This is a genomic window from Cereibacter sp. Soil_C_27 (genome assembly GCF_057657095.1).
Map to the genome: position 1 here is coordinate 858,960 of NZ_JBDGJD010000001.1, position 18,463 is coordinate 877,422.

The window sequence follows — 18,463 nt, forward strand, 5'->3', positions numbered from 1 at the left end:
TTTCGCGGATTGGCGCTAAGCCCGGGCAGGATGGAAATGCCGTTTGATGCCTTTTCGGATGTCTCGGACGAGGCGCTTCTGGTGCTCTATGCCAATGGAGACCCGGGGGCGGGCCGTGCGCTGACCCACCGTCTGACGCCCCGCGTGCTCGCGGTGGCGTCGCGGATGCTGTCGGACCGGGCCGAGGCCGAGGATGTGGCGCAGGAAGCGATGCTGCGGCTCTGGAAGGTGGCGGGCGAATGGCGGCAGGGCGAGGCGAAGGTCTCGACTTGGCTCTACCGCGTAGCCTGCAACCTCTGCACCGACCGGCTGAGGGGGCGCAAGCGGCGCTCGGCCACGGCGCTGGACGATGCGCCCGAGGTGGCAGATGCCGCGCCGGGCGTCGAGGCGGCGCTGATCGAGGGCGACCGGATTCGGGCGCTCGACGCGGCGCTGGCGGCGCTGCCCGAGCGGCAGCGTCAGGCGGTGGTCCTGCGGCATCTCGAGGGGCTGACCAACCCCGAGATTGCCGAGGTGATGGACATCGGTGTGGAAGCGGTCGAAAGTTTGACCGCGCGTGGCAAGCGGTCTCTGGCGGCGCTGCTCTCGGGGCAGCGGGCCGAGTTGGGATATGAGGAAGGCTGAGATGCGCGACAGCGATCTTGACGATCTGTTTGCCGAAGCCCGCACGAGGGCTCCGGCCCCTTCGGACGCGCTGATGGGGCGGGTGATGGCCGATGCGATCGCGCATCAGCCGCAGCCCGTGCCGCCGCGCCCGGTGGCCTCTGTCCCGCCGAAGGGCTGGTCCGGCTGGCTGGCGGGGCTGCGGGGCGGCATGCTGGCCGGAGCGGGGATGGCCACGGCGACGCTGGCCGGGGTCTGGATCGGGTTCGCGCAGCCTGCCTCGATGGTGCCGGTCACCGATGCGCTCTGGCAGCCCGCCTTCGAGGAGATCGACACGGTCGATCTGCAGCCGAGCCTCGATCTCATCCCGTCGCTCGACGGCTTCATGACGGAGGGCTGAGCGATGACCGATCTTCCGCCTCCCGCCGCCAAGACCGGCTCGCCGCTCTGGATGCGCATCCTGCTTGCGGTGTCGCTGACGCTGAACCTCGCCGTGCTGGGCATGGTGGGCGGCGCCGTGCTGCGCTCGCATGACGGGCGGCATCCGCTGCCGGTGCGCGATCTGGGCTTCGGCGCCTTCGACGGGGCGCTGAGCCCCGAGGACCGGCAGGAGCTGCGCCGTGCCTTCGTTGACGAGGGCCCGGATTTCCGCGGCGCGCGGCGGGCGATGCGGCAGGACTTCTCGGAGATCCTCGCGGCACTGCGGGCCGATCCCTTCGACCCGGGGGCGTTGCAGGCAGTGCTCGACCGGCAGAATGCGCGGGGGGCGGAGTTCTTCGCCTTCGGCCAGAAGCTGATCTTCGACCGGATCGCCGGCATGGAGCCCGAGGCGCGGCGTGCCTTCGCCGACCGGCTGGAGCAGAACCTGACCCGCAAGCATGGCCGGGGCGACCGCGACGGGCGGGGCGACCGTGACGGGCGCGAGGGAAGGCGGGAACCGGGCGGGGAATAGGCTCAGGCGGCGGAGCGGCTGATCGTCACCTGATTGCGCCCGGCGTTCTTCGACATCATCAGCGCGAGGTCGGCGCGATTGACCACAGCCGAGACCGGCTCCAGCCCGACAAGCTCGGTGTCGTTCACCGCGAGACCGATGGAAACCGTGACCGACAGCGCCTCGCCGCCGGGCAGGGCGACGGGACGCTCCTGCACCGCGCAGCAGAGCCGCTCGGCGGCGGTGCGCGCCTCGGGCAGGCGGATGTCGGTGAGGGCGACAAGGAATTCCTCGCCGCCGATACGGGCCAGAAGATCGCCCTGCCGCAGATTGGCTTCCAGCCGCCGTGCCACCTCGACCAGCACGGCATCGCCCGCGGCATGGCCCCAGCGGTCGTTCACCGACTTGAAGCGGTCGAGATCGACGACCATCACCGCAAAGGGATGGCCGCTTTCCTGCGCACGGTCGGCCATCGCCGCCAGATGCGCCGCGACGTAGCGGCGGTTGTAGAGCCCGGTCAGCGGGTCGATGATCGCCAGCCGCAGCCCGTTCTGCACTGTCTCGCGTTGTCGGTCGCCGCGCTGCTTGCGCCGCATCAGGTTGCGCAGCCTCAGCCGGAGCTCGCGCGGGTCGAAGGCTGTGGGCACCAGATCGTTGGCGCCGAGATCGAAGGCCATCGCCGCCCGCTCCGCCGAGGGTTGGGCCTGCACGATGCAGACGGCGGCGTGGCGCGTGGCGGGGCGGCTGCGCAGATCCGACATCAGCCGCAGCCCGGCGCCGGCGACACCCGCCGAGATGAGGAAGAGATCGGGGGCGGGCCCGCCCTCGTCCAGCGCCTCCTCCCTGGTCAGGATCACCACGCGGTCGGGCATCAGCGGCGCCAGATCCTTGCGCCATTTCAAGGCCGTCTCCGACCGTTCGGCGACGAGGCCGATGAGCCCCGGCGCCTCGAACCCCGCGCCATCCTCGGCTAGCCCCAAGGCCTGCAGCGCCGCGCCGCGCGGGCCCACGTCGGCGGGCATGTCCCGCTCGCGCAGGAGGCTGCGCAGGCGCGCCATGAGCAGGGCGTCGTCGAAGGGCTTGGCCAGAAACTCGTCCGCGCCCTCGGTCAGCGCGGCCATGCGGCTGGCGAGGTCGGGCGTGGCCGAGAGCATGACCACCGGGATGTCGCGCGTCGTCGGATCGGCCCGCAGGTGGCGCAGCACCTCGATCCCCGACATGTCGGGCAGCTTGAGGTCGAGCAGGATCAGATCGGGGGCTTCGGCGCGGGCGATGGCGAGACATCCGGCCCCGTCCGAGGCCATGAGGGGCCGGTAACAGGCGGCCCCCAGCTTGACCTTGAGCACGATACGGTTCGTCGCCACATCGTCCACGATGAGAATCCGTCCGACCATCCCTGGGTTCCCCTTTCCCTGCGGGCCTTCTTCACGTTCTCCGCCACACAGGTTAAGGATTCCTTTCAATTTTTCGATCAATGGTCGGGAATGGCTTAAGCAAATAGGAGGACCGCATGGCCGGGCATCAATCCGCCGAAACCGTGGCGCTGCAGGCGCTGGCGTGGATCGCGGGCAACGAGGATCTGCTGCCGCTGTTCCTCAATGCCACCGGCGCTTCGGCCGACGACCTGCGGCGGGGGGCGACACGGCCCGAATTTCTTGGCTCCGTGCTGGATTTCCTGCTGATGGACGACGCCTGGATCGTGGCCTTCTGCGATGCGGCCGGGCTCGACTATCAGGTGCCGATGCAGGCGCGGGCCGGATTGCCGGGCGGCGAGGCGGTGCACTGGACCTGAGCCGGTTGCCTTCGGGCGCGCGGCGGGTCACTCTGCCGCGGAGCAAATCTCGGGGCTGGCATGATCCAAGGCATCATCTTCGACAAGGACGGAACGCTGTTCGACTTCCGGCGCAGCTGGGGCGGCTGGGCCGCGCGGCTGTTGCGCGAGATTGCGGCGGACGAGGCGCAGGCGCGGCATCTGGGGCGGGTCATCGGCTATGACCTCGACACCAACGCCTTCGCCAGCGACAGCCCGGTGATCGCCGGCACACCCGACGAGGTGGCCGAGATCCTGCTGCCGCATCTGCCGGGGCTGTCGCATGGCGCGCTGGTGGCCGAGATGAACCGGCTGGCCGCACGCGCCGAGATGACGCAGGCCGTGCCGCTGACGCCCCTGCTGACCGCGCTGCGCGAGCGGGGGCTGAAGATCGGGCTCGCGACCAACGACGGCGAGGCCCCGGCGCGGGCGCATCTGGCGGCGCATGGCATCACCGAGCTCTTCGACTTCGTGGCGGGGTTCGATTCGGGCCATGGCGGCAAGCCGGAGCCCGGAATGCTGCTGGCCTTCGCCACGGCGATGCGGCTGGAGCCCGCTTCGGTGGTGATGGTGGGCGACTCGGCGCATGACCTGATCGCGGGGCGCGCGGCGGGGATGCGCACGGTCGCCGTGCTGACCGGCATTGCTGTGGCCGAGGAGCTCGTGGGCTTTGCCGATATCGTGCTGCCCGACATCGGCGGTCTCGGCAGCTGGATCGACGGGCTCCGCGCCGCCTGATCCGCGCCTCCCGCGAAAAACGACGCTTCAGCGTCGGTAACCGAGTGTCCATTCTGACGCCGCTTCGGTCATCCTGAGCGGGCGGGGTGCTGCCCTGCGACCACGGAGGGGATCAGCATGACCGAAGAGCCGAACCGCAAGCGCCGCGCCGGGGGACGGGCCGGCAACAAGATGCGCGCAGGCTCCGCCGCCATCGACCAGATGCCCTGGCGCATCCCGGTGAACCCCGACCGCCCGACCGAGCCGCTGGACATGGACGGGGTGATGAAGATCCACCGGGGGGCGATGCGCATCCTCAAGGAGATCGGCATCGAGTTCCTGAACCCCGAGGCGGTGACAATCCTGAAACAGGCGGGGTGCCGGGTGGAAGGCACCAATGTCCGCATGGACGAGGACTTCGTGATGGAGATGCTGGGCCACGCGCCCGCGCAATTCACCATCACCCCGCGCAACCCCGAGCGCGAGATCATCATGGGCGGCAAGCACATGGTCTTCGTCAACGTCTCGAGCCCGCCGAACGCTTGGGACTTGGAGCGCGGCAAGCGGTCGGGCGACTTCGAGACCTTCAAGGAGTTCATGAAGCTCACGCAGTATTTCAACTGCATCCATGTCGCGGGCGGCTATCCGGTGGAGCCGGTCGATATCCACCCCGCCGTCCGGCACCTCGACTGTCTTTATGAAAAGCTGACGCTGACCGACAAGGTGGTGCACGCCTATTCGCTAGGGGCCGAGCGGGTCGAGGACGTGATGGAGATGACCCGCCTCGCCGCCGGGCTGTCGCATGACGAGTTCGACGCGAAGCCACGGATGTATACAAACATCAACTCGGTCTCGCCGCTGAAGCACGATTTCCCGATGCTCGACGGCGCGATGCGGCTGGCGCGGCGCGGCCAGCCGGTGGTGGTGACGCCCTTCACCCTGGCGGGGGCGATGGCACCGGTGACCATGGCGGGGGCGGTGGCGCTGAGCCTTGCCGAGGGTCTCGCCGCCATCGCGCTCCTGCAATACATCAAGCCGGGCTGTCCGGTCGCCATCGGCACCTTCACCTCCAACGTCGACATGAAGTCGGGCGCCCCCGCCTTCGGCACGCCGGAATACATGCGCGCCACGCAGATGACCGGCCAGCTCGCACGGTTCTACAAGCTGCCGCTGCGCTCCTCCGGGGTTTGCGCCGCCAATATCCCCGACGGGCAGTCGATGTGGGAGACCTCGAATTCGCTCTGGGCGGCGGTGCAGTCGCAGACCAACATGGTCTATCACGCGGCGGGCTGGCTCGAGGGCGGGCTGATCGCCAGCCCCGAGAAGTTCATCATGGATTGCGAAGTGCTGCAGATGATCCAGCGCTACTTCGAGGAGGCGACCTTCGCCACCACCGACGACGACATCGCCTTCGACGCGATCCGCGAGGTCGGCCCCTCGGGCCATTACTTCGGCTGCCAGCACACCCAGGACCGCTACAGCACCGCCTTCTATGCGCCCTTCGTCTCGGACTGGCGCAACTACGAGGCCTGGGAGCAGGACGGCGCTGTCTCGACCCCGGAGCGGGCGCATCGTGTGTTCAAGTCGATCCTGGCCGAGTTCGAGGCCCCGGCGATGGACGGCGACCATCAGGAGGCGCTGCGACAGTTCGTGGCACGGCGCAAGCAGGAGGGCGGGGCGCCGACGGACTTCTGAAAGCCGCAGGAATTCAGCGGGCTGCGCGCCGGTCTTCACCTCACGCGGGCCACCTGTCCAATAGTGCAGCTGGACGCCCCGCCGGCATCGGAGGAAGAGGAACCAAGGTCACGCGCACGGGGACAAACCTGCCACATGACCTTGGCCCGAACCTTCATTTCTGAAGGCTCCACCTCCGAAGCGACCGGGGCATGGTCACTTCGGAGAAGGGAAGATGTCATTCTCTGCGTCCCGGTATCTGAGTGTCGGACCCCGGATTGTCAACGGGGCGCAAAATCGACGCCAAGCCCCTGTGTGGCAAAGCCACGCTGCCGGCAAACCGCTGCCTGCCGCCGCGCGAAAGCGGTCTCCGCGCGCCGGGCTCCGGATGCGGGGGAAAGCCGGGGAAACTACCCGGAACAGGGCTCTAAAAGGGTGGGGATAGTCAATTAACCATTATAATGTCGTAGGTTGCGAAGGCCCCCGTCCGGTGGCGCGGCCCCTGCGAGCGACCCCGCGACAAACTGGCGCAGCCGCCCGCCTCTGCCGCTGCCCTCGGGGCCTGCTGGCACCCCGCAGCCATCCGCGCTAGCTTCCCCCGCGAAACGGCGGGAGAGACCGATGGACCGGAACATGCGACAGCGGCTGGTGATGGCCGGGATCGGCGGATTGGCGGGAATCAGCCTCTATCTCCTGCTCGAGGTGCTGAGCCGCCATTTGCTGCCCGACCGTGCCGCGCTGGCGCTCACCGCCTTCTCGGCGGTGTTCTTCGGCGGCTGGCTGGCGCTCGCGGGCCCGCTCCGCACCGGGCGGGCGGTATTGGCCGCGCTGGTGCTGGGCGTGGTCGTGGCACTCCTCCTGACGCTGGCCAGCCTGCGCCATACGCTGGTGGAGGGAATCTTCGACCAGCCGATGACGGTGCTGGCGGTGCTGCTGCTCTCCACCATCCCCTTGCCCTTCTTCATCGCCCTCTCCGGACCCGGCTGGCGCGACTATCCCACGCTCTTTACCGAGGCCTGGAATGTCGTGGTGCGCTATGCCTCGGCCTGGCTCTTCGTCGGCGTGCTCTGGGCCCTGCTGCTGCTGTCCCAGGCGCTGCTGAAGATCGTCGACATCCATGTGATCGACGACATCATCCGGCTCGACGCCGCGCCCTGGATCATCACCGGCATCACATTGGGCCTCGCCCTCGCCGTGGTGACCGAGCTTTCCGATCTGGTCTCGCCCTATCTCATCCTGCGGCTCTTGCGTCTGCTGCTGCCGCTCGTGCTGGTGGTGATGGCGCTGTTCATCGCCGCGCTGCCGTTCAAGGGGCTCTCGGGGCTTCTGGGCGGGCTCTCGGTCGCGGCGACGCTGCTCGCCATGGCGGCGCTGGCGGCGACGCTGGTCACCACCGCCGTTGACCAGACCGATGCCGAGGGCGCGCATGGCCCGCTGATGACCCGGGCGACGCAGGCGCTGGCCGTGCTCCTGCCGGTGCCGGCAGGGCTCGCGGCCTGGGCGGTCTGGCTCCGGGTGGTGCAATACGGCTGGACGCCCGACCGGGTGTTCGCCGCCCTCGCCGCCGGGATGGCCCTGGCCTACGGGCTGATCTACGCGCTCTCCGTGCTGCGCGGCGCAGGCTGGCGCGGACGCATCCGGCAGGGCAACATCGTCATGGCGCTTGTGCTGCTCCTTGTCTCGGCGCTCTGGCTCACCCCGGTGCTCGACGCCGAGCGGATCTCGGCCCGCGACCAGCTCGCCCGCTTCACCGACGGGCGCGGCACGCTGCAGACGCTCGACCTCTATGCGCTGGGCCGCTGGGGGCGGGCCGGGGAGGCGGCACTGGCCGAGCTTCAGACCCGCGCCAGCCAGCCGGGACAGGAGGCTCTGGCCGAGCGGCTGGCGGGCCTCGTGACCAGCGGCGAACCCGCGCCCTCCGATGCCGAGGTGACGGCGGAGCTCACCGCGCTCCTGCCGCTGCAACCGCCCTCCGCCACAGCAGAGCGCGACATCCTGCTCGGCGCGCTCGACGCCACCGACCGCAGCTTCTGGCTGCAGCGCTGCCGCAACCGTCTGGCCGATGGCCGCCCGGGCTGCGTGCTGGTGCTGGGCGATTTCTGGCCGGGCAATGCGGGCCCCGAGGCGGTGGCGCTGATGCGCAACGGGCCGGGCGATGTCAGCTACGAGGGGCTGGTCCTGGTCGAGGGCGTGCTGCAGCGCCGCGCGGTGATGACGCTGAGCGGCGGCTACCCGAGCGCCGCCGAAGAGGCCATCGGCGGGTTGATCGCCGCCGCCCCCACGCTCGCCCCCGTGCCGCTGAACGGGCTGCAGGCCGGGGGCGAAACCCTCTACCTCTCCCCCTGAGGCGTTCCCGCCTTCATCTTGGCCAAAATATCCCCTCCGGAGGCATCCGCCGCCCGCCAAGGGCGCCTCCGGTCCTCACCGCGCTTCCGCATCCCCTGTCCGCGGCAGCGCCGCGCGTGGGGGCTCGACGCCCCCAGGCGCGGCTCCTTCCGTCGCCTCTTGGCGGTTTGTTAACGCGCCCCGGCTATCTTCCTGCGGAGAGAAGGAAAGCGCTGCGCGATGCACGGTTTGGTCAACAGGGCGATCGAGTGCTACCTGCGGGATACCTATGGCATCCCGCTCTGGGCCGAGGTTGCGCGCGAGGCGCAGCTGGGGTTCGACTCGTTCGAAACCCTGCTGACCTATGACCTGTCGCAGACCGAGGCCGTGCTGGCCGCCGCGGCCCGGCTGCTCGACCGGCCGCGCGACACGCTGCTCGAGGATCTCGGAACCTATCTCATCTCGCACAAGACCGCCGATCCGCTGCGGCGGCTGCTGCGCTTCGGCGGCGTCGGCTTTGCCGATTTCCTGCATTCGCTCGACGACCTGCCGGGGCGGGCGCAGCTTGCCCTCCCCGATCTCGACCTGCCGGAGCTGGAGCTCTGCAGCTCCGCCCCCGGGCGGTTCGCGCTGACCTGTCGCTCGCCGATCGTCGGCATGGGCCATGTGCTCGTGGGCCTGCTGCGCGCCATGGCCGACGATTACGGGGCCTTGGTGCTGCTCGACCATCAGGGCGGCGATGCGCGGGGCGAGGTGATCGCCATCCGCCTCCTCGATGCGTCCCATGGCGAGCGGCGGGGCTTCCCGCTGGCGGCGCGGGCGGGCTGATGGGGGGCATGATCCGGGTCGACCGGGCGGGGCTGGATCTGCTGATGCCGATGAACCTCTGCATCGCCCCCTCCGGCACGGTCTTCGCCTGCGGCCCCACCCTGCACAAGCTCTTTACGGTGGAGCCTGTCGGACTGCCGTTCTTCGACCTCTTCACCGTCCGCCGCCCCGGCGGCGTGACGGGCATGGCGCGGCTGCGCCGTCACATGGGCGACCGGCTGACCCTGGGCCTCAGCCATGCGCCGCAGACCCCGCTGCGCGGCGTGGCGACGCCGCTGGGCGCGGGGCAGGGCATCCTGCTCAATCTCTCCTTCGGCATCGCGCTGATGGAGGCTGTCCGCAGCCATGCGCTGACCGATGCCGATTTCGCCGTCACCGATCTCGCCGTCGAGCTCCTCTACATGGTCGAAGCCAAGGGGGCCGTGCTGGAGGAGCTGCGCCACCTCAACCGCCGCCTGCATCAGGCCAAGGCCGAGGCCGAAGCGCAGGCGCTGACCGATCCGCTCACCGGGCTGCGCAACCGCCGCGCCATCGATCAGCTGGTCTCCGCCGCCATCGAGGCCGGGGAAAGCTTCGGGCTGATGCATATCGACCTCGATTTCTTCAAGGAGGTGAACGACACGCTGGGCCATCCGGCGGGCGACCATGTGCTGCGCGAGGTGGCGCGCATCCTGTCGGAAGAGACCCGCAGCGACGATACCGTGGCGCGGGTCGGCGGCGACGAATTCGTGGTGATGTTTCCGGGCATGACCAGCACCGACCGTCTGGCGGCGGTGGCGGGGCGGATGATCGCGCGGCTGCAGCAGCCGATCGCCTTCGGCCCCGATCAGTGCAGGGTCTCGGCCAGCATCGGCATGACGCTCTCGGCCTTCTACAGCGCCGCCACCGCCGAGACGCTGCTGACCGATGTCGATCGCGCGCTCTATGCCGCCAAGCGCGACGGGCGGGGCAGGGCGGTGCTCGCCGGGGTCATCCCCGCGGCGCCCAGAGGATGATCGCCGCCCCCGCCAGACAGACCGCCCCGCCGATCAGGTCGAACCTGTCGGGCCGCATCCCCTCCACCGCCCAGAGCCAGACCAGCGACGCCGCGATATAGACGCCGCCATAGACGGCAAAGGCCCGCCCGGCCTGATCGGTCGGGCTCAGCGCCAGCAACGTGGCGAAGAGCGCGAGCGACAGCATCCCCGGCACGAGCCAGAGCGGCGACCTGCCCAGGCGAAGCACCGCCCAGACGGCGAAGCAGCCGGCGATTTCGGCACAGGCGGCGGCGATGAAGACAAGGAAGGTGGTCATGCTGCCCTCGTGGCTCACCCGCGGCGGCCCTGCGATGGCAGGACGGATCACAGATCGAGGCGGGGGGAGAAGTGGCAGCCCGTAGGGGAGTCGAACCCCTCTTACCAGGTTGAAAACCTGGTGTCCTAACCGATAGACGAACGGGCCACGCTGGCAGTGGCGCGGTGTTAAATCGCCGCGACGGACAGCGCAAGGGGGAAATTCACCTCCCCGGCGCAAAAACCTGTCAGACGCGCGCCGCATCCTCCAGCCGGAACTGCACCTTGCTGCGCCCACCCCAGGTGTTGATCTCCAGCCGCCCGGCCAGATGGAAGCGGTCGACGCCCGGGTTCTCCAAGAGTGGCCCGAGCGGGCCGTCGAAGGCGCCGAAGGCCACGCCCTCGACGCGCGCGCCCTCGCCGTCGCCGAAGCTCAGCCGCAGGTGGTTCTCGCCCATCCGCCGCGTGGTGACACGCTGCTCGGCAAAGGCGAAGCGCGGGGCCGAGGCCGAGGCGCCGTAGGGGCCGGCGCAATCGATCTGCTCGCAGAAGGCGGTGGTCGCCGCCGAGGGCATCAAGAGGCTGTCGAGCCGGAGGTCGGCCGGCCCGCCGAGCCCCGCCCCCTGCCGCGCCAGCAGGTCGCCCAGCCGGGCCATCGCCTCAGCCATGCGGTCCTCGGCCACGGTCAGCCCCGCCGCCATCCGGTGTCCGCCGCCCTTCAGCAGCAGCCCCTCGGCCGCCAGCCGCTGCACCGCTGCGCCGAGATCGACGCCCGCGACCGAGCGGCCCGACCCCTTGCCGATGCCGCCCTCCAGCCCGATCACCACGGCGGGTCGGTTGGTCGCCTCCTTCAGCCGGGCGGCGACGATGCCGACCACCCCCGGATGCCAGCCTTCCCCCGCCGCCCAGACCAGCGGCCCGTCGAGCCCGCGCGCCTCGGCCTGCGCCAGCGCCTCGGCGCGGACCCGCGCCTCGATGTCGCGACGTTCGGTGTTCAGCTGGTCGAGCCGCTCGGCCAGGGCCTTGGCCTCGATCGGGTTGTCGGTCGCCAGGAGCCGCGCGCCGAGATCGGCCTGCCCGATCCGCCCGCCCGCATTGACCCGCGGCCCGAGCAGGAAGCCCAGGGCATAGCTGTTCGGCGCCGCATCCATCCGCGCCACCTCGGCCAGAGCCACCAGCCCCGGCCGCTCGCGCCGCGCCATGACCTTCAGCCCCTGCCGCACCAGCGCCCGGTTCACCCCGATCAGCGGGGCAACGTCGGCCACGGTCGCCAGCGCCACCAGATCGAGCATGGCCATCAGGTCCGGCCCCTGCCGGCCCTCCAGCCTCAGCCGCCGGTTCGCCTCGACCAGCAGCAGGAAGACCACCGAAGCCGCGCAGAGATGGCCGAGCGAGCCATCCTCGTCCTGCCGGTTGGGGTTCACCACGGCGAGCGCCGGGGGCAGCGTCTCGGCGCCGAGGTGATGATCGAGCACCACCACATCCGTGCCCGCTGCGGCGGCGATGGGCTCGTGCGACAGGGTTCCGCAATCGACGCAGATGATCAGGTCATGCGCCGCCGCCAGTTGCTGCATGGCGGGCACGTTCGGGCCATAGCCCTCGTCGATCCGGTCGGGGATGTAGAGCGTCGAGGCAAGCCCCAGCGCCCTGAGCCATGTGATGAGCAGCGCCGCCGAGGTGCCGCCATCGACGTCGTAATCGGCAAAGATCGCGATCCGCTCGCGGCGGCGCAGCGCCGCCAGCAGCCGGTCGGCGGCGGGGCCCATGTCGCGCAGGCTCAGCGGGTCGGGCAGCAGGTCGCGCAGGGCAGGGGCGAGGAAGAGCTCAGCATCCGTTGCCGCCACGCCGCGCCGCACGAGGGTGCGGCACAGCGGCAGGGGCAGGCGGGTCGTCTGGGCCATGGCTTCGGCCAGACGATCCTCCTCGCCCGTGGGGCCGACCCAGCGGCGGCCGGTCGCTGACGTCTCGACGCCAAGGAACGCGCGCGCCGCCGGAGCCGTCATTTCACCGGGCTGCGGTAGCTCATGCGACGCACGGAGCCGGTCTTGGACCGCATCAGGATGGTTTCGGTGGTAACCCAGCCGGGTTCGCGCTGGATGCCCGCAAGGATCGAGCCGGAGGTGACGCCGGTCGCGGCGAAGATCACGTCGGCGGTCACCAGCTCGTCGCGGGTGTAGATCCGGTCGAGATCGGTGATCCCGGCGCGCTTGGCGCGCATCCGCTCGTCATCGTTGCGGAACAGGAGCTGGCCATACATCTGCCCGCCCATGCATTTCAGCGCCGCCGCCGCCAGCACACCCTCGGGCGCGCCGCCCGAGCCCATGTACATGTCGATGCCGGTCAGATGCGCTTCGGCGCAGTGGATCACCCCGGCCACGTCGCCATCGGTGATCAGCCGGATCGCCGCGCCGGTGGAGCGGACCTCCTCGATCAGCGCCTCGTGGCGCGGACGCTCGAGGATGCAGACGGTGATGTCGGCTGCCTCGCCGCCCTTGGCCTTGGCCAGCGCCCGCACCCGCTCGGCGGGCGACATCGCCAGCGTCACGGTGTCGACCGCATAGCCCGGGCCGATGGCCAGCTTTTCCATGTAGACGTCGGGCGCATGCAGCAGCGAGCCGCGCGGCGCCATGGCGATCACGGTCAGCGCGTTGGGCATGTCCTTGGCCGTCAGCGTCGTGCCTTCCAGCGGGTCGAGGGCGATATCCACGGCAGGGCCATTGCCGGTTCCGACCTCTTCCCCGATGAACAGCATCGGTGCCTCGTCACGCTCGCCTTCGCCGATCACCACCACGCCGGCGATGTCGAGCAGGTTCAGCTGTTCGCGCATCGCGTTGACGGCGGCCTGATCGGCGGCCTTCTCGTCGCCGCGCCCGACCAGCCGGGCCGAGGCCAGCGCTGCGGCCTCGGACACGCGGGCAAGGCCGAGTGAAAGCATACGGTCATGAAATTCTTGGGCGTCAGCCATTTTACTATCCTTAGGGTGCAAGTCTCCGCCCCCCTCTCTAGTGAAGGCCGGCCCGGGGATCAAACCTCTTCGATGCGGATCGCCACCGGATCGCCGACAAGCACCCCGGTCGCCGCGAAACGGCCGATGGCATGGGCGATATCGGCGCCCGTCGCCTTGTGGGTGACGATCAGCACCGGGGCATTGCCACCCGCATGGCCATATTGCCGCATCCGGTCGATGGAGATCCCGGCATCGCCCAGCGTCGTGGCGATCTTGGCCAGCGCCCCCGGCTTGTCCAGGAGCGTCATGCGCAGGTAATAGGGCGCAGGCGTCGCCACCTTGGCGGCCACCGGCACCGCAAGACGGCTTGCGGGCTGGCCGAAGGTCGGCAGCCTGAGCCCGCGCGCGAGATCGATCACATCGGCCATCACCGCGCTCGCCGTCGGGCCCTCGCCGGCGCCGGGACCGCGCAGCACGATCTGGCCGACCGAGTCGCCCTCCAGCACCACCATGTTGGTGCCGCCCTGCAGCTGGCCCAGCGGGCTGTCCATCGGCACGAGGCAGGGCGTCATCCGCTGCTCGAGCCCGCGGCCCGACATCTGCGCCACGCCCAGAAGCTTGATGCGGAAGCCCAGATCGGCGGCGTGGCGGATATCGTCGATCGAGATCGCGCCGATCCCCTCCAGCTCCACCGCCTCAAAACTGACCTGCGTGCCGAAGGCGATGGCGGCGAGCAGGCTCAGCTTGTGGCCCGCATCGATGCCGCCGACGTCGAGGTTCGGGTCGGCCTCCAGATAACCAAGCTGCCGCGCCTCCTCGAACACCGTGTCATAGGGCAGGCCGGCGCTCTCCATCCGGGTAAGGATGTAGTTGCAGGTGCCGTTCATCACGCCCATCACCCGGCGCATGCCGTTGCCCGCCAGCCCTTCGGTCAGCGCCTTGATCACCGGGATGCCGCCGGCCACCGCCGCCTCGAAGCGGATCGCCAGCCCCTTGGCCTCGGCGGCCTCGGCCAGCGCCTGTCCGTGATGCGCGAGCAGCGCCTTGTTGGCCGTCACCACATCCTTGCCGGCTGCCAGCGCCGCCTCCGTGGCGAGCTTCGCCGGACCTTCGGAGCCGCCCATCACCTCGACGAAGACATCGATGTCGTCGCGCCGTGCCAGCGCCACAGGATCGGTCTCCCAGGCATAGGCGGAAAGGTCGGCATCACGGTTCTTTGTGCGGTCGCGCGCCGAGACGGCGGTGATCACCACCGGGCGGCCGCAGCGCGCCTCGATCAGCGCGGCATGGCGCTGCACGATCTTGACGACGCCGATGCCGACGGTGCCGAGACCGGCAAGACCAAGACGCAGGGGCGCAGCCATGTAACCTCCGAAAGCATGACCCGGCCTCGGGCCGGGGGTGGGTGCGACGGTCTGTTAGCGCGTTGCCGCCGGGCTTGCAACGCGGGCAGGCAGAATTGCCGCGGCGCCGGTCGGGCGGGGGCAGGCGTTTTCGAAAACTCATGCAAGATCCTTCGAAGGATTTGCCCTGCTGCCCTGTGCCGCGCTCAGCCGCCGTTCGCGGTTTCCGCCTGCACCGGGCTGGCCTGCAGTGCCGCCGCCCGTGCCCGCAGCGCTGCCGCCCGCGCTTCGACGCTGCCGGTCGTGGCCGGGGTGATCTGCGCCGCCCCCGCCTCGGCCACCAGCCGGTCAAGCGGCAGCAGCGGCGGCGCCTCGGCCGGAACCGCGAGACCCTGCGGCGCCTCCACTTCGGGGAAGGGGGCGCAGGCGCAAAGCCAGAGCAGGGCGGGGAGGAGGAGGAGCGATCGCATGGCGCGACACTACGCCTGCTGGGGGCGAGGCGGCAAGGGCCAGCGGGCATCGCTGGGCGGCAAGGGTGGGTTGATGCTGCCGGGGCGGCAAGGGGTAGCTGGCGCTGCCGGGGAGGCTTGAACTGAACGTGCGTTCAGATACTCTGCACGCCATGGCACGCAAGACCGGCTCGCATTCCGACATCACCGGCCCTAAGGTCCGCGCCGCGGCGCAGCGGCTGATCGCACGCCATGGCTATGCCGCCGTCTCGATGCGGCAGATCGCGGCGGAGGTCGGAGTGCAGGCGGGGGCGCTCTATCTCTACACGCTCGACAAGCAGGCGCTGCTCTACGACCTGATGCGCGGCCACATGGAAGACCTGCTCGCCGCGCTGGCAGCCCTCCCCGCCGCCCCCGATCCGCGCGGCGCGCTGGAACAGTTCGCCCGGTTCCACATCCGCTTCCATCTGGAGCGTCCCGAAGCGGTCTTCATCGCCTATATGGAGCTGCGCAACCTCACGCCCGACCATTTCGCCGCCATCGAGGCGCTGCGCCGCCGCTACGAGGACCGGCTGGAGACCATCCTGCGAGAGGGCGCCGCCACCGGCGCCTTCACCCTGCCGGACGCCAAGCTGGCGACACTGGCGCTGATCGCCATGCTGACCGGCGTCACCGGCTGGTTCCGCCCGGACGGTCGGCTGGGAGCTGCCGAGGTGGAGGCGATCTATGCGGACATGGTGCTGAAGGCGGTGAGCGGGGAATGACCCTCAGGAGCAGGTGACGTTCGTGAGGCAGGTCCTGCCCGCCCGGGGCCGCGTCGCGATGAACTGGTAGAACGGGTCGTCGGACAGGGCGCTGGCGAAGGGGATCGAGGAGAGGTCGAAGGCCGGCACGAACTCGACCCAGGTCTCCACGATCACCGTCCAATCCCCGGCGACGGTGGTGGGGATCTTGGCTGCCTTGGCCTGCAGCGTGCTGGTGGTGAGTGTCGGGTAGGAGCGCGCGTTCGTCGTCCGCGACCAGATGACCTCGAACTGCCGACGGGTGTCGTTCCAGGTGACGGCGGTCACCCGCAGATCGGCGGTTTCGTTGTTGTCGATCAGATAGGTCATGACCTTCTTCAGGCCCGGCAGGAACGAGTTCGGGTCGATCGTGTCGAAGCGCGAGATCATGTCGGCGACCGTATAGCTCGCCTTCTGCGTGACGTTGAGCGATCGATAGGCGTCCCAGTAGGTGAAGAGCCCTATGTAGGCCCAGATCAGGATCGGCAGGATCATGATGGTCTCGGTCAGCACCGTGCCGCTCTCGTTCCTGCCGAAGGCCGCGAGCAATTTTCCCATTCCGCGCCTCATGTCGAAGGCTCGTTGACGAAGGCGCTCACCGACACGAGCGCATAGCCGCCGCCCGCGCGCTTGAGCGACAGCCCGAGGCCGGTGGAGGGGAAGATCGGGTCCATGATCAGGCAGACCCTTACCAGCATCACTTCCTTGTCTGTGCTGTTCTCGAAGGTGACCACCGGATCGATCTCTTCGTCGCGGTTGATGCATTCGACGGGGATGTTCGGCATGGTCCAGCTGACCGTGCTGATTGGCTGCAGTTCTACGAGGATGTTGTCGATGCAGTCGTTGAGGATCACTCCGTAGGAGCAGATTTCCCGCTTGAGCAGCTCCGGGGACGGCTCTGGGTAGTTGCCCAGCCGCAGGTCGCGCATCGTCATGTCAACCGAACGCTCCAGCATCACCTCACGGGTCATGAACAGCCCGCCTTCGGCAGAGGCCATGAAGATCGTCATGATCAGCGGAACGCAGAGCACGAATTCGATCGTCGCCGTGCCATCCTCCCGCCTGAAGGCGGAGCCCAGTCGCCTAAGGAGCCGTTTCATTGGGTCAGCCTGAGATAGCTGATCTGGCTGGCAATGGCGCGGAAAGCGTTCTGGATCTCAAGGTCGTTTACGTCCCAGAAGCGAATGTCAGATGGATTGTCGGTGAGGGTGCAATCGCGGATCTGTGCCGTCCCATCAGGGGGAGCTTGGAACGCGATGCCGTAGACGAGCACATCGTTCTGCTTGGCCAGGCTGCAGGATTGCTGCAACTGGCTGTTCATCTGCGAGACACCTTCATATGTGGAAGCGAGCATGTCTAGAGCGGCTGAGTATCGAGCCCACCGCGCTTGCTCGTTCGCGCTCCGGCCATAGAACTGCCAAGCGACATAGCTCAGTCGCATGGTTGCCCAGATATCCTCCCAATTCTGCCTGGTCGCCGTGCCCTTCCCACTGTCCGAAATCCAGGCGCCGACTGTCCAGCTATCCTTGTGGGGTACGTAGTACGGACGACTGGAATTGGGCGCATAGCTGGGCAGATAGATCGAATAGTTGTTGTCGGAGTTGCTGCGGTAGATTGGCGACGGCCCCGTCTTGTAGTTGTCATTGATCTTGTTGTGGGAAACATGATCGCCGTCAGTCATAAGCACGATCACCTTCATCGCCTCTTCATCGTCCCAGTCGAAGGGACGGGAGGCGAAATAGCCGGGAATCTTGCTGGACGCGATCAACTCGTTGTACATCGGCCGGGCCGTCGGATCGAGGAGCGCCAAGCCCCATTTCATCCCCAGCATGATCGAGGTGTTGCCACCTGCCTCGAGATTGCCGATGTGAGACTTCAGGGCCGCGATGTCATGCGACGGAAGGCGAATGATATTTTTCTGCTGCTTGCGGCAGAATTGCGAATTGTATTCGGGTTTGGCGTAATCCGAATTTGTATAGCTGACGTAACCGTCGCTCCGGTAGGTGCCATTGCTCACGTCTGCATAGGCGGCCATCGGTATGGCCAGCTCCCGTGAAACGCCTGTGGATGCATAGGAGTTTGCGGGAACTTCCAGACAGTCGACGTCGGTCACGCCATGCCGATTTACGGCGTTGTATTTGTTCCGCAGCACCGAGCCCAAGTTCACCTGCGCATTGTACGGCACAATGGCGATCGAAATCCTGTTGTTGATGTCCTTTGCGAGCAGCGTGTCGACGAATTCTCTGGCGGCAGTTTTCAGCTTAGAAAGCTTGCTGCCGCTCATCGACCCCGACACATCCAGAACCAGCACGATCTCGACGTTGGTAATCCTTTGTTCGGCTTTCGAGGCGGCAGGGGCGTCGAGTTCGTCGATGCCCATCAAATGCATGAAGAGCGGGTTGGTCGCTGCCGTCGCCGTCGCGGTCACTTCGCGGTAGTTTAGCCCCTCATCGACAACGATGCCGGTCAGGTATTCGGCCTTGTCGGCCTTCTCCATGCAATCGTTGACGACGTCTTCCGGCTCCAGCGCCTGGGTGAAGCTGGCGGCGGCCAGCACGCAGCGGTCGGTCGATTGCTGCAGCGCCGTGCGCGTGGATTCGAAGCGCATCAGGTCGACGGCAAGGCCGCCGATCATGAGCATGATCGTGAACAGGATCAGCCCGAAGACGATCATCGAGCCGTCCTCGTCGCGGGCGAAGCGGTGGAGGGAAGACGGGTGCGGGTGACGTTGGGTCGGAATGTTTTGACGGTCCATTACTCGTTCCTCGCTCGCTCTTCTCCCG

19 protein-coding genes and 1 tRNA gene are annotated in these 18,463 nt (G+C 68.5%); 10 read left to right on the plus strand and 10 right to left on the minus strand.

Features of this window, described 5'->3' with window-relative positions; genetic code table 11:
* Positions 1-30: 30 nt before the first annotated feature.
* The 3 genes from AC3A5Z_RS04300 to AC3A5Z_RS04310 are packed head-to-tail and all read left to right on the plus strand — an operon-like array spanning position 31 to position 1,555.
* Positions 31-624, plus strand: a complete 594-nt coding sequence (locus tag AC3A5Z_RS04300) for an RNA polymerase sigma factor (protein ID WP_487518138.1) — start codon at positions 31-33, stop codon at positions 622-624.
* 1 nt (position 625) lies between these two features.
* Entirely contained in the window at positions 626-1,003 is a 378-nt protein-coding gene (locus AC3A5Z_RS04305) for a dihydroorotate dehydrogenase (RefSeq protein WP_487518139.1), read from the plus strand.
* Positions 1,004-1,006: 3 nt separating this feature from the next.
* On the plus strand, positions 1,007-1,555 hold the full coding sequence (locus tag AC3A5Z_RS04310) for a periplasmic heavy metal sensor (RefSeq protein WP_487518140.1): 549 nt from the start codon (positions 1,007-1,009) through the stop codon (positions 1,553-1,555).
* A gap of 2 nt (positions 1,556-1,557) precedes the next feature.
* Here the strand turns inward: AC3A5Z_RS04310 and AC3A5Z_RS04315 are convergent, their stop codons facing one another.
* Positions 1,558-2,928 (minus strand): diguanylate cyclase, encoded by a 1,371-nt coding sequence (locus AC3A5Z_RS04315; RefSeq protein ID WP_487518141.1) that lies wholly within the window; start codon positions 2,926-2,928, stop codon positions 1,558-1,560.
* A gap of 116 nt (positions 2,929-3,044) precedes the next feature.
* Here AC3A5Z_RS04315 and AC3A5Z_RS04320 point away from each other — a divergent pair, with 116 nt between their 5' ends.
* The 6 genes from AC3A5Z_RS04320 to AC3A5Z_RS04345 all read left to right on the plus strand — a co-directional run bounded on the left by AC3A5Z_RS04320 (position 3,045) and on the right by AC3A5Z_RS04345 (position 9,883).
* Complete coding sequence (locus AC3A5Z_RS04320) at positions 3,045-3,326, plus strand: DUF3572 domain-containing protein (protein WP_487518142.1); 282 nt, start codon at positions 3,045-3,047, stop codon at positions 3,324-3,326.
* 60 nt (positions 3,327-3,386) lie between these two features.
* Positions 3,387-4,082 carry an HAD family hydrolase gene (locus AC3A5Z_RS04325; protein ID WP_487518143.1) on the plus strand — a complete coding sequence of 232 codons (696 nt, stop codon included), beginning with the start codon at positions 3,387-3,389 and terminating at the stop codon, positions 4,080-4,082.
* A 117-nt stretch (positions 4,083-4,199) separates the two neighbouring features.
* On the plus strand, positions 4,200-5,756 hold the full coding sequence (locus tag AC3A5Z_RS04330) for a trimethylamine methyltransferase family protein (protein WP_487518144.1): 1,557 nt from the start codon (positions 4,200-4,202) through the stop codon (positions 5,754-5,756).
* 600 nt (positions 5,757-6,356) lie between these two features.
* The gene (locus AC3A5Z_RS04335) at positions 6,357-8,081 is read left to right on the plus strand and encodes a DUF4153 domain-containing protein (RefSeq protein WP_487518145.1); all 1,725 of its coding nucleotides are present in this window, start codon (positions 6,357-6,359) and stop codon (positions 8,079-8,081) included.
* A gap of 219 nt (positions 8,082-8,300) precedes the next feature.
* The gene (locus tag AC3A5Z_RS04340; protein WP_487518146.1) at positions 8,301-8,888 is read left to right on the plus strand and encodes a heme NO-binding domain-containing protein; all 588 of its coding nucleotides are present in this window, start codon (positions 8,301-8,303) and stop codon (positions 8,886-8,888) included.
* 8 nt (positions 8,889-8,896) lie between these two features.
* The gene (locus AC3A5Z_RS04345) at positions 8,897-9,883 is read left to right on the plus strand and encodes a GGDEF domain-containing protein (RefSeq protein ID WP_487518147.1); all 987 of its coding nucleotides are present in this window, start codon (positions 8,897-8,899) and stop codon (positions 9,881-9,883) included.
* Here AC3A5Z_RS04345 and AC3A5Z_RS04350 read toward each other — a convergent pair.
* From AC3A5Z_RS04350 to AC3A5Z_RS04375, 6 genes are all read right to left on the minus strand, one after another.
* Complete coding sequence (locus tag AC3A5Z_RS04350) at positions 9,858-10,181, minus strand: YnfA family protein (protein ID WP_487518148.1); 324 nt, start codon at positions 10,179-10,181, stop codon at positions 9,858-9,860. The two genes, AC3A5Z_RS04345 and AC3A5Z_RS04350, sit on opposite strands and share 26 nt — an antisense overlap.
* A gap of 72 nt (positions 10,182-10,253) precedes the next feature.
* A tRNA-Glu gene (locus AC3A5Z_RS04355) sits at positions 10,254-10,328 on the minus strand.
* A gap of 79 nt (positions 10,329-10,407) precedes the next feature.
* Positions 10,408-12,162 (minus strand): single-stranded-DNA-specific exonuclease RecJ, encoded by a 1,755-nt coding sequence (recJ, locus tag AC3A5Z_RS04360; RefSeq protein ID WP_487518149.1) that lies wholly within the window; start codon positions 12,160-12,162, stop codon positions 10,408-10,410.
* On the minus strand, positions 12,159-13,124 hold the full coding sequence (glpX, locus tag AC3A5Z_RS04365) for a class II fructose-bisphosphatase (RefSeq protein ID WP_136793003.1): 966 nt from the start codon (positions 13,122-13,124) through the stop codon (positions 12,159-12,161). The genes recJ and glpX overlap by 4 nt, the downstream gene beginning before the upstream one ends.
* A gap of 59 nt (positions 13,125-13,183) precedes the next feature.
* Positions 13,184-14,470, minus strand: a complete 1,287-nt coding sequence (locus tag AC3A5Z_RS04370) for a homoserine dehydrogenase (RefSeq protein WP_487518150.1) — start codon at positions 14,468-14,470, stop codon at positions 13,184-13,186.
* Between the two features lie 185 nt (positions 14,471-14,655).
* Positions 14,656-14,919 carry a hypothetical protein gene (locus AC3A5Z_RS04375; protein ID WP_487518151.1) on the minus strand — a complete coding sequence of 88 codons (264 nt, stop codon included), beginning with the start codon at positions 14,917-14,919 and terminating at the stop codon, positions 14,656-14,658.
* Positions 14,920-15,071: 152 nt separating this feature from the next.
* Between AC3A5Z_RS04375 and AC3A5Z_RS04380 the strand changes: the two genes are divergently transcribed.
* Entirely contained in the window at positions 15,072-15,662 is a 591-nt protein-coding gene (locus AC3A5Z_RS04380) for a TetR/AcrR family transcriptional regulator (RefSeq protein ID WP_487518152.1), read from the plus strand.
* 3 nt (positions 15,663-15,665) lie between these two features.
* Here AC3A5Z_RS04380 and AC3A5Z_RS04385 read toward each other — a convergent pair whose 3' ends face one another.
* Genes AC3A5Z_RS04385 through AC3A5Z_RS04395 form a run of 3 tightly spaced genes read right to left on the minus strand, consistent with a single transcriptional unit; the run spans position 15,666 to position 18,435 of the window.
* Positions 15,666-16,238 carry a TadE/TadG family type IV pilus assembly protein gene (locus AC3A5Z_RS04385; protein WP_487518153.1) on the minus strand — a complete coding sequence of 191 codons (573 nt, stop codon included), beginning with the start codon at positions 16,236-16,238 and terminating at the stop codon, positions 15,666-15,668.
* 8 nt (positions 16,239-16,246) lie between these two features.
* Positions 16,247-16,780 carry a TadE/TadG family type IV pilus assembly protein gene (locus AC3A5Z_RS04390; protein WP_487518154.1) on the minus strand — a complete coding sequence of 178 codons (534 nt, stop codon included), beginning with the start codon at positions 16,778-16,780 and terminating at the stop codon, positions 16,247-16,249.
* Positions 16,777-18,435, minus strand: coding sequence for a pilus assembly protein (locus AC3A5Z_RS04395; protein WP_487518155.1), 1,659 nt, complete (start codon positions 18,433-18,435; stop codon positions 16,777-16,779). The genes AC3A5Z_RS04390 and AC3A5Z_RS04395 overlap by 4 nt, the downstream gene beginning before the upstream one ends.
* Between the last annotated feature and the right edge of the window lie 28 nt (positions 18,436-18,463).